At 68.7% G+C, this 12,606-nt stretch carries 16 protein-coding genes; 9 read left to right on the top strand and 7 right to left on the bottom strand.

Features of this window, described 5'->3' with window-relative positions:
• Positions 1-22: 22 nt before the first annotated feature.
• On the bottom strand, positions 23-583 hold the full coding sequence (locus AC06FA_RS06935) for an HdeD family acid-resistance protein (RefSeq protein WP_478067666.1): 561 nt from the start codon (positions 581-583) through the stop codon (positions 23-25).
• A gap of 221 nt (positions 584-804) precedes the next feature.
• Positions 805-1,503, bottom strand: coding sequence for a double zinc ribbon domain-containing protein (locus AC06FA_RS06930; RefSeq protein WP_478067665.1), 699 nt, complete (start codon positions 1,501-1,503; stop codon positions 805-807).
• A 152-nt stretch (positions 1,504-1,655) separates the two neighbouring features.
• Between AC06FA_RS06930 and AC06FA_RS06925 the strand changes: the two genes are divergently transcribed.
• Entirely contained in the window at positions 1,656-2,300 is a 645-nt protein-coding gene (locus AC06FA_RS06925; RefSeq protein ID WP_478067664.1) for a DNA-3-methyladenine glycosylase, read from the top strand.
• 15 nt (positions 2,301-2,315) lie between these two features.
• On the opposite strand, the gene AC06FA_RS06920 is transcribed toward AC06FA_RS06925, so the two are convergent.
• Positions 2,316-3,227 carry a LysR family transcriptional regulator gene (locus AC06FA_RS06920; protein ID WP_478067663.1) on the bottom strand — a complete coding sequence of 304 codons (912 nt, stop codon included), beginning with the start codon at positions 3,225-3,227 and terminating at the stop codon, positions 2,316-2,318.
• A gap of 127 nt (positions 3,228-3,354) precedes the next feature.
• Between AC06FA_RS06920 and AC06FA_RS06915 the strand changes: the two genes are divergently transcribed.
• The 3 genes from AC06FA_RS06915 (at position 3,355) to AC06FA_RS06905 (ending at position 5,841) form a co-directional block, all read left to right on the top strand.
• Positions 3,355-4,104 carry an SDR family NAD(P)-dependent oxidoreductase gene (locus tag AC06FA_RS06915; protein ID WP_478067662.1) on the top strand — a complete coding sequence of 250 codons (750 nt, stop codon included), beginning with the start codon at positions 3,355-3,357 and terminating at the stop codon, positions 4,102-4,104.
• A 222-nt stretch (positions 4,105-4,326) separates the two neighbouring features.
• A complete protein-coding gene (locus tag AC06FA_RS06910; RefSeq protein WP_478067661.1) occupies positions 4,327-5,139 on the top strand; it encodes a hypothetical protein in 813 nt (270 codons plus the stop codon).
• A 141-nt stretch (positions 5,140-5,280) separates the two neighbouring features.
• On the top strand, positions 5,281-5,841 hold the full coding sequence (locus tag AC06FA_RS06905) for a hypothetical protein (RefSeq protein ID WP_478067660.1): 561 nt from the start codon (positions 5,281-5,283) through the stop codon (positions 5,839-5,841).
• Positions 5,842-5,874: 33 nt separating this feature from the next.
• Here AC06FA_RS06905 and AC06FA_RS06900 read toward each other — a convergent pair whose 3' ends face one another.
• From AC06FA_RS06900 to AC06FA_RS06885, 4 genes are read right to left on the bottom strand one after another with little or no spacing between them, the layout of a single operon-like run.
• Positions 5,875-6,183, bottom strand: a complete 309-nt coding sequence (locus tag AC06FA_RS06900) for a hypothetical protein (protein WP_478067659.1) — start codon at positions 6,181-6,183, stop codon at positions 5,875-5,877.
• Between the two features lies 1 nt (position 6,184).
• Positions 6,185-6,580: a hypothetical protein gene (locus tag AC06FA_RS06895; RefSeq protein ID WP_478067658.1), complete on the bottom strand. Its 396-nt coding sequence runs from the start codon at positions 6,578-6,580 to the stop codon at positions 6,185-6,187.
• A gap of 59 nt (positions 6,581-6,639) precedes the next feature.
• The gene (locus AC06FA_RS06890; protein WP_478067657.1) at positions 6,640-7,185 is read right to left on the bottom strand and encodes a CbrC family protein; all 546 of its coding nucleotides are present in this window, start codon (positions 7,183-7,185) and stop codon (positions 6,640-6,642) included.
• Between the two features lie 54 nt (positions 7,186-7,239).
• Positions 7,240-7,548: a hypothetical protein gene (locus AC06FA_RS06885; RefSeq protein ID WP_478067656.1), complete on the bottom strand. Its 309-nt coding sequence runs from the start codon at positions 7,546-7,548 to the stop codon at positions 7,240-7,242.
• Positions 7,549-7,706: 158 nt separating this feature from the next.
• Between AC06FA_RS06885 and bioB the strand changes: the two genes are divergently transcribed.
• The 5 genes from bioB (at position 7,707) to bioC (ending at position 12,547) form a co-directional block, all read left to right on the top strand.
• On the top strand, positions 7,707-8,738 hold the full coding sequence (bioB, locus tag AC06FA_RS06880; protein WP_478067655.1) for a biotin synthase BioB: 1,032 nt from the start codon (positions 7,707-7,709) through the stop codon (positions 8,736-8,738).
• A 67-nt stretch (positions 8,739-8,805) separates the two neighbouring features.
• Positions 8,806-10,044: an 8-amino-7-oxononanoate synthase gene (gene bioF / locus AC06FA_RS06875; protein WP_478067654.1), complete on the top strand. Its 1,239-nt coding sequence runs from the start codon at positions 8,806-8,808 to the stop codon at positions 10,042-10,044.
• A 17-nt stretch (positions 10,045-10,061) separates the two neighbouring features.
• Positions 10,062-10,841 carry a pimeloyl-ACP methyl ester esterase BioH gene (bioH, locus tag AC06FA_RS06870; protein ID WP_478067653.1) on the top strand — a complete coding sequence of 260 codons (780 nt, stop codon included), beginning with the start codon at positions 10,062-10,064 and terminating at the stop codon, positions 10,839-10,841.
• 29 nt (positions 10,842-10,870) lie between these two features.
• Positions 10,871-11,650, top strand: a complete 780-nt coding sequence (locus AC06FA_RS06865) for an SDR family oxidoreductase (protein WP_478067652.1) — start codon at positions 10,871-10,873, stop codon at positions 11,648-11,650.
• Positions 11,651-11,662: 12 nt separating this feature from the next.
• Positions 11,663-12,547 (top strand): malonyl-ACP O-methyltransferase BioC, encoded by an 885-nt coding sequence (gene bioC, locus AC06FA_RS06860; RefSeq protein ID WP_478067651.1) that lies wholly within the window; start codon positions 11,663-11,665, stop codon positions 12,545-12,547.
• Positions 12,548-12,606: the final 59 nt, after the last annotated feature.

The following is a 12,606-nucleotide window of genomic DNA, read 5'->3' as shown; positions in this document are numbered from 1 at the left end:
CAGCCGTCGAGCAAGCTCGACGCTACGTCAGCTTGCGCAGCTTCAATGCCACCACGATCTGCAGCACCCCATACACCAGGCTGCCAACGCCGATCCACAGCGTGGTCACCGCCAGGCCTGTCACCGGGTTGGCCGCCAGCAATACGCCCAGCACCACGGCCAGCACACCGCTGACAATCAGCAGCCACTCGCCCTGGATCTGCTTGCGCACGCGAATGGCAAACACGATGCGATACAGCCCGGCCATCAGCAGCCACACGGCCAGCAGCAGCACCAGCACACTGGCCGTAGCCAGCGGGTTGATGATCGCCAGCACGCCAAAACCCAGCGACGCCAGCGCATACAGCAGCAGCCAACCGCGCGGCGCGCCGCTGCCGCCAGTGATCAGCGCCAGCAGACTGATCACCCCTTCGGCAATGGCCATCACGCCCAGCACCCAGGCCAGTGCGGTAGCCGCCGACAGCGGCCAGCCAATGGCGGTGATGCCAAACCCCAACGCCACCACGCCGTACAGCAGCAGGATCGGCCAGCTGCGGCCAATGGCCGTCACCAGCGACGGGCGGGACGAGTCCGGAGACAACATGACCACTCCTTCGATCAGGATCCAACCTGCATCCTAGCGCCAGCGTCGATGACGACACCGTCATGGCACCCGCGTGCAGATCTGCTGGGTAGAGTCGACCGTTGGTCGACTGCTCTTGCTTCAGATGGCGAAAAACCCCGCGCTGCGCGCGCTGGTCGACTGACAGTCGACTCTACCGGCTTGCATCACAGCGCCGTAAGCCACAGACCATCCGGGCACGCTCACGGCACCCGCGCGCAGACCCAGGCGCGTACCTCACCCACGCCCACCAGCCTCAGCGTCTCGGCGATTTCCAGCACCGTGCTGCCGGTGGTCATCACGTCATCCACCAGGGTCACCCGTGCCGGCACCGGGCCGCGCACGTCGAACGCATCGAACAGGTTGTCCCTTCGCTGTTCGGCACTGCGCTCTGACTGCGGCGCGGTATGGCGGCGGCGGTACAGCCCGCGCCACACCGGTTGCTGCAGGAACCGGCACAGCTCCCCGGCCTGGTTGTAGCCACGCTGGCGCAGGCGTCGGCGATGCAGCGGCACCGGCGCCAGCGGCGGGCAGGTCCACGCCGGGGGATGGCGCAGCATCAGCTGCGCCAGCAATCGTCCCGCCGCCAGATCATGGTGGAACTTGAAGCGCAGCAGCAACTGGTCCACCGGCGGCAGGTACAACAGGCTGGCGTGCGTAGCCATCTGCGGTGGCGGCTCGTCGCGGCAGGTACCGCACACCGGCAGCGCGCTGTCGGGCAGCGGCAGCGCGCAGCGGTGGCACGCCCGGCCCGACCAGGGGATATCGGCCAGACAGGCAGCGCACAGATCCAGGCCATCGTGGCCGGGCTCGCCGCAGACCAGGCAGCGCAGGGGCAGCAGCAGCTGCAGCGTCTGCCTCGCAGCGTGGGTCAGGACGTCCTGGAATCGCCGTACGTGCATGCGCTTGAACATGCACGCAGCGCCGCCAGGGCGCTATCAGTCGCTGCGGCGCCATGCGGTAAGGATTGCCCGCTGCATCGCCCGCGAACCGACACGTGCACTGCACATAGGGTGGTCTAGCCTGATCGCCATCGCGCAACGCATGCAATGACATGTCGGCATCAACGCAGAAGCCGGGCACAACCCTCCATTGGCTTCCCGCCGAATGGAGCGTACTGCCGCGCGATTTCTACCGACGCCATCCCACGTTGGTTGCACCGGAGTTGTTGAACAAACTGATCGTGCGTGACGACGGCCGCGCCGCGCGCATCGTGGAAGTCGAGGCCTATGCGGGAAGCGAAGACCCCGCCGCGCACTCGTATCGAGGGCAGACCGCACGCAATGCCACGATGTTCGGCGAGGCGGGTCATCTCTATGTGTACTTCACCTATGGCATGCACTGGGGCAGCAACGCGGTGTGTGGTGAGGTCGGCGAAGGTGTCGGCGTACTGCTGAGGGCGGCCGAACCCGTGGCCGGCGTAGGGGCCATGCAGGCGGCGCGGCCTGCTGCCAGGCGCGAGCGCGATCTGGCCAACGGCCCCGGCAAGCTCTCCCAGGCCTTCGGCATTACTCGCGATCTGGACGGTGCGGACCTGGTCGGCGCCAACCGTGGCATCGTCATCGCCTCCGACGACACGCCACCGCCGACCGCGCCCGTGGTGGGACCGCGCATCGGCATCAGCCTCGCCGTGGATTTCCCGTGGCGCTGGCATGTTCCGGACCACCCACACGTATCCGTGCGGCCGCGACGCCGGTAATGCTGCGCTGACGGCTCAGGGTGCCGCCCCCAACAACGGCGGCATCACCTCCACCAGCCAGTCGATGAACACCCGCAGCCGCGGGCTGACATGGCGGTTATCCGGGTACACCACATGGAACGGATACGACGCCGGCCGCCAGGGCTGCAGCACCTCCACCAGCGCCTTGCTGCGCAGCGCCGCGCCGGCTGCATAGCCGAAGGTCTGCACCAGGCCCAGCCCTGCGACCGCAGCGGCCAGATGGCCATTGCTTTCATTGATGCCCAGGCGGTGCTCGGCCTTGATCTCGAAAGCACCATCGGGGCCACGGAACCGGAACGGCACGGCGCGCCCGTTCGACGGCAGCAGATAGCTGATCAAGCGGTGGCCATTGCGCAGTTCTTCCGGATACGCCGGCACGCCATGCGCCTTCAGATAGGCCGGGCTGGCGCAGGTGATAAGCCGCGCATCGCCCAGGTGCCGTGCGACCAGCGACGAGTCATCCAGCGCGCCGCCGCGGATCACACAATCCACGTTCTCACCGATCAGGTTCACCGTGCGGTCGGACACGCCGAGCTCGATGCGGATCTCCGGGTAGCGCGCCATGAACGCCGGCAGCAGCGGAATCAGCACGTCACGCGCCGTGGAACCGCCGATGTCCACGCGCAGCAGGCCCCGCGGCGTTCCGCGTGCCGCACTGAACGAGGCATCGACATCCTGCAGGTCGCGCAGCAGGCGGCCAGCCTTCTCGTAGTACGTCTGGCCTTCGGCGGTCACCGCCACCCGGCGGGTCGTCCGCTGCAGCAGCCGCACGCCCAGGTGCGCCTCCAGCTCGCGCACCAGCTTGCTCAGCGAGGTGGTGGGCATGTCCAGTGAATCGGCGGCGCGGGTGAAGCTGCCGGTCTCGACCACGCGGGCGAAGGCATGGATGGCGTTGAGCTGGTTCATGCCGCGCATTATGCATGCAGGTGCATAGTGATTGTCATTGCGCATGATTTATCACCCAAGCGCGGCCGCCCATCATTCTCCCACCCGCTGCCACCTCCCTCCCCGGCAGCCCCTACAGGAGAACACCATGAGCACTGATTTCAACGGCAAGATCGCCCTGGTCACCGGTGGCACCACCGGCATCGGCCTGGCCACCGCCCAGCACCTGGCCCGCCTGGGCGCAACGGTCTTCATCACCGGCCGCCGCCAGCCGGAACTGGATGCCGCCGTGGCCAGCATCGGCGCGCAGGCCACCGGCATCCGTGCCGACGCCTCGCAGCCGAGCGACCTCGATGCGGTCTACGCGCAGATCGCCCGCCAGGCCGGCCGCCTGGATATTCTGTTCGCCAATGCCGGCGGCGGCGACATGCTGCCGCTGGGGGCGATCACCGAAGAACACTTCGACCGCATCTTCGCCACCAACGTGCGCGGCGTGCTGTTCACCGTGCAGAAGGCCCTGCCGCTGCTGGTCGACGGCGCCTCGATCGTGCTGACCGGTTCGACCGTGTCGATCCAGGGCACCGCCAACTTCAGCGTGTACAGCGCCAGCAAGGCGGCGGTGCGCAACTTTGCCCGCTCGTGGTCGCTGGACCTGAAGGACCGCAAGATCCGCGTGAACGTGGTCAGCCCGGGCCCGATCCGCACCCCCGGCCTGGGCGACCTGGTGCCCGATGACGCCCGCCAGGGCCTGTTCGATCATCTGGCAGCGCAGGTGCCGCTGGCACGCCTGGGCGAACCGCAGGAGGTGGCCAATGCCGTGGCCTTCCTGTCCTCGGATGCGGCCAGTTTCATCAACGGCGTCGAGTTGTTCGTCGACGGTGGCATGGCCCAGGTGTAAGCGGGCAACGTTCTGCGGGCGCCCTGCCATTGCAGGGCGCCGCTGCGCCAGGGATGCGTGCAGATCGGCGTTGCTTGTCGGTAGAGGCGGAAGCACTCCATCGCCACTTCACATTCGCCCCATCGTGGCACCATCCAACCCCGGCATGCTGCGCTCCACTCCGAACCGGTCGCCGCGCGCATGCCCCCTCACACGTTCATCCGGTCTTCCGCAGCGGTTGCCGTGCAGCGGCCGCGACACCTCCGCACGCTTCGACACGTCCTGTGGCTGGCCGCCATCGCACTGACGGCCAGTTGCCAGACCGGCGGCAAGGAAACCGACGTGGAGACGCTGGCCACGCAGGTGCGTATCGAGATTGGCCAACACACTCTTGAGCTGCCCATCGCGGCCCTGCAGGGTTACGGCGAGCACGGCAGCGTGTTCTCGCTGGGCCCGCGTGACGACAGCCTGAAAGACAACAGGCTTCGGGCCGCGCTGCTGCGTCGCAGCCTGCAGCGCAAGGCGCCGATCCGCTTCGACTCCGCCGAGGTAGCGGTAAGCAGTCCCGCGCTGTCAACTGAAAGCCTCGATCGCGCAGTGCGGTGCCAGCGGCTTGCACGACCTTGGGCGCGGGCGGCGTGCCTGGAAGGCAGCGATGCCACGGCCCGCGCGGTACCTGCGCGGTTCACTCTGGTCGATCTGCAGGCGCTGCAGGCCCATGGCGGCCGCGTGGTTCCAAACTGCCTGGAAGGCGAACCGCGGCAGCGGCTTCCCTCAGAGAAGGAGGGCGCGATCCTGCTGTGCCCGGCAAGAGTCTTTGGCGGTGACGTTGACGAGTTCCATACCGCGGTGGTGCGGATCGACGACCGCCTGGGCGCGCTGTGGACGGTGTGGCGCAACGATTCCAGTGGCGAATCGGTGCAGGACATGGCCCGTCGCCAGGGCCAGGCGATCACCCTGCTTGTGCAGGCCGGCCTGGGTGACCTGGAGGATTCGGCCGCGCTGCGCACCGGCATGCACGCGCTGCAGCCACCTCGCGCACCCGGCAGCCGCTGACGACCTGCCGGCAGCACCGTGCCTACCTTCGTATGGGCAGGTCGCCCCGATGGATGGCGGCCCCCATACCGATGGCTGGCTGCCCTGCGCGCAGCGGCAACCGATAGTGGTCACACACCCCCACCCCTGCGGAGCCCGCACATGTCCGACATCATCATCAGCGACAAGCAGCTGTCTTCCTCGGCCTACAGCGCCATCATCAACCTGCCGATCGAACAGGTGGACATCGCCGAGTGGCTGTTCAACCTGCCCGAAGCCGAGTACCAGCGCTGCTGCCCGCCGGACCATATTTCCGCTGGCAGCACCACCACCGACGATGGCACGCGCATGTCCATCAACGTGGAAATGATCGGCAAGACCCTGATGGTGCAGCACTACGTGGCCGAAGTGGCCACGCCCAGCCTGTGCCGCATGGTGTCCACCTCCGATGCCTTCACCCCGAATGGGCGCACCCGCGTGCAGGTGATCTGGACGCTGAGCGTGAAGAAGATCGACGAAAAAACCTGCGAGTACACCAACAGCGTGGTCGCCCACCCCACCCAGGAATTCCTGGAGTTCATCGCCGAACATGGCACGCCGTTCGAAGAAGCGGCCGAAGCACGCCAGCGCGATGGCGGCGATCACAATGGCCGCGAAACCCCGCTGTTCGCCGCCAGCATCGAACGCCGCGCACGCGCGCGCCAGCAGGCAAAGGCGGCCTGACGCTGCTGCGCTGCACGCCGGGGCTGTAGTGGCTTACAGCCCCAGGCGGTACAGCGCGTGGGTCAGCTCTAGCTGATCGCAGCCGCGTTCCGGCAGTACGCCGCGCGCATCGGGCTTGCCTGTCTCGAAGCCTTCTTCCACGTCTTCGTAGTACAGCCAGCCCGCCGCTGCATGGGCCACCACCCACACCTGCTCTACGGCACCGAGGCGATGCAGGGGCACGCGATGGAAGGGCACGCGCAGGGTGGCGAAGGCCACCTGCTGGGCGGGCGTGCAGCGGCCCAGCTGTTCGGCCACCAGCGCCTCCAGCTCAGGCAACGTGATGGGCTGCCATTGGTACATGTCAGCCTCCATCCTTGTCCGGCGATCCGGCCATCGCCTTGGCCGCCGCGCGCAATTGGTCGTTGCTGGCCTGGAACACCTGCAGCAACCTGTCGCAGTCTTCCTTGGCAGCGCCGCAGCGCACCTTCATGTCGACGCTGACTTCACCCTGCTGCTCGCGTAGCTGCCGGCGGACGATGGACGGATGCCAGCCATTACCCGGCAGGGTGACCGACCAGAACACCTGGCCCTGCATGTCGTGCAGCACCACCCAGTCGTTGTCCTGGCGCTCGCGTACCTGCGGCAGCGCACGCAGGGCAGGCAAGGCAAGGTCTGGCGTGGCGTAGGGAATGTCGGTGGCCGTCGCCTGCTGCGCCCCGCCCTGCAGCGGAAGCAGGCAGGCCAGCACGATTGCCATCGCAGCGGCGCACCTTGAAACACGGGCAGATTCGCTTGCCTGCATGCTTGTGACTCCTGTCAGTGGCAATCCTGGTAACCGCCCAGTTCGCCACAGTGCCGGCAGCGGAACAGATAGGCCGTGGGTGATCCGTCTTTGTCCAGCGCCGCCAGGAAGTGCTGCCACTGTGGGCCGTCGTCCAAACCAGTACTGTCCTGGATCGCCGCAACTGCAGCCGCGCCCTGTGCTTCCAGTTCAACGCGGCCGGCGCGGCCGATGAACTGCGCGGCATCGCCGCAGTGCGTCCACCACTGTTCCTGCTGCCAGCCGTTGAAGCCCGGCGTGCGCTGGGCCACCTCATCGATGATCGCTTCGTCTACCGCGTCCCATTCACCGCCACCGCCCACGCCTTCTTCATCGGTGAAGGTGGCGCCGAGCTGCGCATGCGCCGACCCATCGGCAATGCACCAGGGGCAGATCGCCTGCTCGTACTCGTCTTCGGCGTAGACCGGCCCGGCATAGACGTAGCCGCGCGACTGCCCACAGCACGCGCACGGCGTATCGGCGGCGATCACACTGCCGGTGGCGAGCGGGTCGGGGTGGTAGGCGAAGTGCGGCAGTTCCATGGCAGGTCCGTTGCTGGGCGGGCCAGTGTAGCGGCGCGGTCGTGCCTGCGGCCGCTACGGGCCGGCACGCGGCGCATCGGGTTCGGCAGCACTTTCCTCGGCAGGCAGGCAACCGTTGATGGCCAGCAGGCGTACCAGCACGTAATGGCCGAATGCCTGCAGTTCCTCGTTCGACAGCGCCGACGGATCGAGCTGCCCCGCCGGGTAGTCCTTGAAGGTTACCAGCACGTGGTGCTTCCAGTGCCCAAGCGGATCGGTCTGGCGCAGATCATCCAGCACCACGCGCAGGCCGCCGCCCGGCAGTTCGGCCAGGCTGCACAGCACCGCATCGCGGCCGATCGGGTAGGTCTGGGAACTGTCCATGGCAGGTGCTCGCGACTCCCTATGCAGCCATCAACTTACACCGCAGCGGCGGCTTGCTGCACCTACATCTGTAAACCTACATGTAATATCTGAAGTTGACAGTCTTCACCGACCCACCCACACTGCCGCCCTCGCTCCAACCCCTTCCAGGTCCCGCCATGGCCTATGCCATCCGCCACGACTGGCAGCACGATGAACTACAGGCGCTGTTCGACCTGCCCCTGCCGGAACTGCTGTTCCGTGCCGCCAGCGTGCACCGCGCGCAGTTCGATCCGGACCAGGTGCAGGTGTCCACCCTGCTGTCGGTGAAGACCGGCGGCTGCCCGGAAGACTGCGCGTACTGCCCGCAGGCGCAGCGCTACAACACCGGCGTGAACGCGCAGAAGTTGATGGACACCGACGCGGTGCTGGCCAAGGCGCGCCAGGCCAAGGCGGCCGGTGCATCGCGTTTCTGCATGGGCGCCGCCTGGCGTTCGCCCAAGGACCGCGACATTCCGAAGGTGGCCGCGATGATTGCCGGAGTGAAGGCGCTCGGCCTGGAAACCTGCGCCACCCTGGGCATGCTCAGCGGCGAACAGGCACGTGCCCTGAAAGAGGCCGGCCTGGACTACTACAACCACAATCTGGACACCGCGCCGGATTACTACGATTCGATCATCCATACCCGGCAGTACCAGGACCGTCTGGATACGCTGGGCCACGTGCGCGATGCAGGGCTGAAAACCTGCTGCGGCGGCATTGTCGGCATGGGTGAAACGCGTGCGCAGCGCATCGGCCTGCTGCTGGCGCTGGCCACGCTGCCGGCCCATCCCGATTCGGTGCCGATCAACCAGCTGGTGCAGGTGGCCGGTACGCCGCTGCACGGCAGCGCGGCCCTGGACCCGTTCGAGTTCGTGCGCATGATTGCCGTGGCCCGCATCGTCATGCCGCGTTCGATGGTGCGGCTGTCGGCCGGCCGCGAGTCCATGAGCGATGAGCTGCAGGCGCTGTGTTTCCTTGCCGGCGCCAACTCGATTTTCTACGGCGAAAAACTACTGACCACCGGCAATCCGGAAAGCGAACGCGACCAGGCCCTGTTCGCGCGCCTGGGCCTGCAGCCCATGCCGGTGCAGGTGGACGCGGCCGGCCATGACCACGGCGGCACCGTGCATGCCGATATCGGCGGCTGCGCACGTGCCAGCGCCGCTTGATGCGGGGCACAAGCGGGCGCGACGGCAACGCGCTACCCTAGCCGCCCCGTCGTCGCCCGTAGCCACCATGGCCCGCCCCGACCTGACCGCCCGCCTTCAAGCCCAGCGCGCGTTGCGCGATGCCCAAGGCCGTCGCCGCCCCCGGCGCACGGTGTCGCGCCGCGATGGCGTGCGCCTGGAAGTTGACGGGCGCTGGCTGACCGGCTTCTGCAGCAACGATTATCTGGGCCTGGCCCAGCAGTTCAGTGTGGTCAATGCACTGCAGGACGCCGCCGCGCGCGAAGGCGCCGGCGCCGGTGCCTCGCATCTGGTCTGCGGCCACCACGCGCTGCACGACGCACTGGAACGTGAAGTCGCCGATTGGCTGGGGTACCCGCGCGCCCTGCTGTTCGGCAGCGGCTTCGCCGCCAACCTGGCGGTGCAGCAGGCGCTGCTGAGCGAAGAGAACGACGTCTGCGTGCAGGACAAGCTCAACCACGCCAGCCTGCTCGATGCCACCCGGCTGGCCGGTGCACGCTTGCGCCGCTACCCGCACCTGGACCCGGAAGGCGCCATGCGCCAGCTCAAGCACGCGCCCGACGGCGCGGCCATGCTGGCCACCGACGGTGTCTTCAGCATGGATGGCGATATCGCGCCGCTGCGTGCGCTGTCACTGGTGGCGCGCCTGCAGCAGGCGCTGTTCTATGTGGACGATGCGCACGGCGTGGGCGTGCTGGGTGACGGCCGCGGTGCCGTGGCCAGCGCCGGGCTGGGCGTGGACGATGTGCCGCTGCAGCTGGTCACCCTGGGCAAGGCCCTCGGTGGCGCTGGCGCCCTGGTGCTGGGCCGCGACGATCTGATTGAACACCTGGCCGAAACCGCACGCCCCTACATCTACACCACCGCGCTGCCGCCGGCCCTGGCCGCCGCCGCGCTGGAAGCGGTGCGCCTGGCCCGCCGCGACCACTGGCGGCGCGAGCGCCTGACCGATCTGATTGCCCTGTTCCGCAGCGAAGCGCGCCGCCAGGGCCTGGACGTGATGGCCTCGGAAACGCCGATCCAGCCGCTGCTGTGCGGCGACGACCACACCGCCGTGGCGATGTCGCAGGCGCTGGAGCAGGCCGGCTGGCTGGTCGGTGCCATCCGCCCGCCCACCGTGCCGGAAGGCAAGGCGCGGCTGCGCGTCACCCTGTCGGCGCTGCATACGCCCGAACAGGTGCGCGGTCTGGTGGACGCCATTGCCACCGCGCGCGACCAGGTCGGCCGCGCCGCCCTCGCCCCCGATCCGCTGCCGCCGTCGCTGCCGTTCGACCGCGCCATCGCCTGATACACGCAGGGCCGCGCATGCATATCGATGTCACCGGCCGCGGGCCGGACCTGGTGCTGATCCATGGCTGGGCCCTGCAGGGCGGCGTGTTCGCGCCGCTGGTGGAACGCCTGGCCGAGCACTTCACCCTGCACGTGGTGGACCTGCCCGGCCACGGCCACAGCCGTGACGACAGCACGCCACTGCGCCTGCCCTACGTGGTGAACGCGATCGCCACGGCCACCCCGCCAGCGGTGTGGTGCGGCTGGTCGCTGGGCGGGCTGTTCGCCCTGCATGCGGCGGCCACCGTACCCAAGGTGCGCGGCCTGGCGATGATCGCCGCCACCCCGCGCTTCGTGCGCGGCGATGACTGGCCGCACGCGGTGGAACCGGCGGTGTTCGAGCAGTTCGGCCGCGACCTGGCCAGCGATTTCGCCGGCACCCTGGAACGCTTCCTGGCCCTGGACGTGATGGGGTCGGCGCATGCCCGCGAGGAACTGCGCACCCTGCGCCAGCGCCTGGTGGAACGGGGCGCGCCGACCGAGCGCGCCCTGCTGGAAGGCCTGCGGCTGCTGGAAGGCACCGACCTGCGCGGCGCCCTGCCGGCGCTGGCCACACCCAGCCTGTGGATCGCCGGCCAGCGCGACCGTCTGGTGTCACCGGCGGCCATGCAGGCCGCCGCAGCGCTGGCGCCGAACGCGCAGGCACTGACCATCGCCCACGGCGGTCATGCACCGTTCCTCGGCCATGCCGACCAGGTGGCCGCCGCCCTGCAACACTTCGTTGCCGGCCTGTCACCGGCCGATGGCGGACAATGACCGCCTTCCGAACGACGCAGGACTGACGCATGGATCTGGGTATTTCCGGCCGCTGGGCACTGGTGTGCGGCGCAAGCAAGGGGCTGGGCCTGGGCTGCGCGCGGGCACTGGTGGCCGAGGGCGTGAACGTGGTGATCGTGGCCCGTGGCGAAGCCGCCCTGCTGGCCGCCGCCAACGCACTGCGCGCCGTGCCCGGTGCGGGCGAGGTGCGCGCGGTGGCCGCCGATGTCACCACCGATGCCGGTCGCGCCCAGGCACTGGCCGCCTGCCCGCAGGTGGACATCCTGGTCACCAATGCCGGCGGCCCGCCGCCGGGCGATTTCCGCACGTTTGAACGCGACGACTGGATCGCCGCGCTGGACGCCAACATGCTGGCGCCGATCGCGCTGATCCGTGCCACCGTGGACGCGATGATCGCGCGTGGTTTCGGCCGCATCGTCAACATCACCTCCTCGTCGGTGAAGGCGCCGATCGACACCCTGGCGCTGTCCAACGGCGCGCGCAGCGGCCTGACCGGCTTCGTCGCCGGCCTGGCGCGGCGCACGGTCGGCCACAACGTCACCCTCAACAACCTGCTGCCCGGCCAGTTCGACACCGACCGCCTGCGCGCCAACTTCGCCCATGCAGCGGGCCAGGACGGCGACGCGCAGGCCGTGGCCGAGCGCCGCCGCCAGCAGATCCCCGCCGGCCGCTTCGGCACGCCGGACGAATTCGGCGCGGCCTGCGCTTTCCTGTGCAGTGCACAGGCCGGTTACCTCACCGGGCAGAACCTGCTGATCGACGGCGGCGCCTACCCCGGTACGTTCTAAGAGACTTTCGCAATGCCGTCCCACTTCGATGCCCGCCACGTCCGCCGCGCCTTCGGCCGCGCCGCCAGCAGTTACGACGCCGCCGCTGCCCTGCAGCGCGAGGTGCAGTCGCGGCTGATCGAATCGCTGGACTACCTGGAAGCACGCACGCCGGCGGTGGTGCTGGACATTGGTGCCGGCACCGGTCATGCCAGTGCGCTGATGAAGAAGCGCTGGCCGAAGGCGCAGGTGATCGCGCTGGATGTCGCCCTGCCCATGCTGGGCCAGGCCAAGCGCCAGGCCGGCTGGTGGAAGCCGTTCCAGCGCCTGTGTGGCGATGCCGCCGCGCTGCCGCTGGCCGACAACAGCGTCGATGTGATCTTCAGCAACCTGTGCCTGCAGTGGCTGGACGACCTGCCGGCCGTGTTTGCCGGCTTCCGCCGCGTGCTCAAGCCCGGCGGCCTGCTGCTGTGTTCCACCTTCGGCCCGGAAACGCTGATCGAACTGAACGAAGCGTTTGCCGCCGCCGATGACCGCCCGCACGTGAGTCGTTTCGCGCAGATCGCCCAGTTCGGCGATGCGCTGATGATGGCCGGCTTCCGCGACCCGGTGCTGGACCGCGATCTGTTCACCCTGACCTACGACGACCTGCCCGCGCTGATGCGCGAACTGCGCGCGATGGGGGCGACCAACGCCCGCGTGGACCGTCGCCACACCCTGACCGGGCGCGGCCGTTTCGCCGCCGCCGCCGCGGCCTACGAACCCCTGCGCCGCGCCGATGGCAAGCTGCCCAGCAGTTGGGAAGTGATCTACGCCCATGCCTGGGCACCGGACCCCGGCGCGCCGATCCGCGAAGGCGGCCACGACATTGCGTCGGTCCCCGTGTCGGCCATCCCAATCCGCCGCAAGCAGACCTGATGACCGCCCACGGCCTGCTCTGGCAGGTGCCGACCTTGGTCGGCACAACCCGTCAGATC

The sequence above is a fragment of the Stenotrophomonas sp. Steno-C17 genome (genome assembly GCF_056393165.1).
Note: the sequence above shows the minus strand (reverse complement) of the source record. Positions and strands in the feature narration are given on the sequence as shown.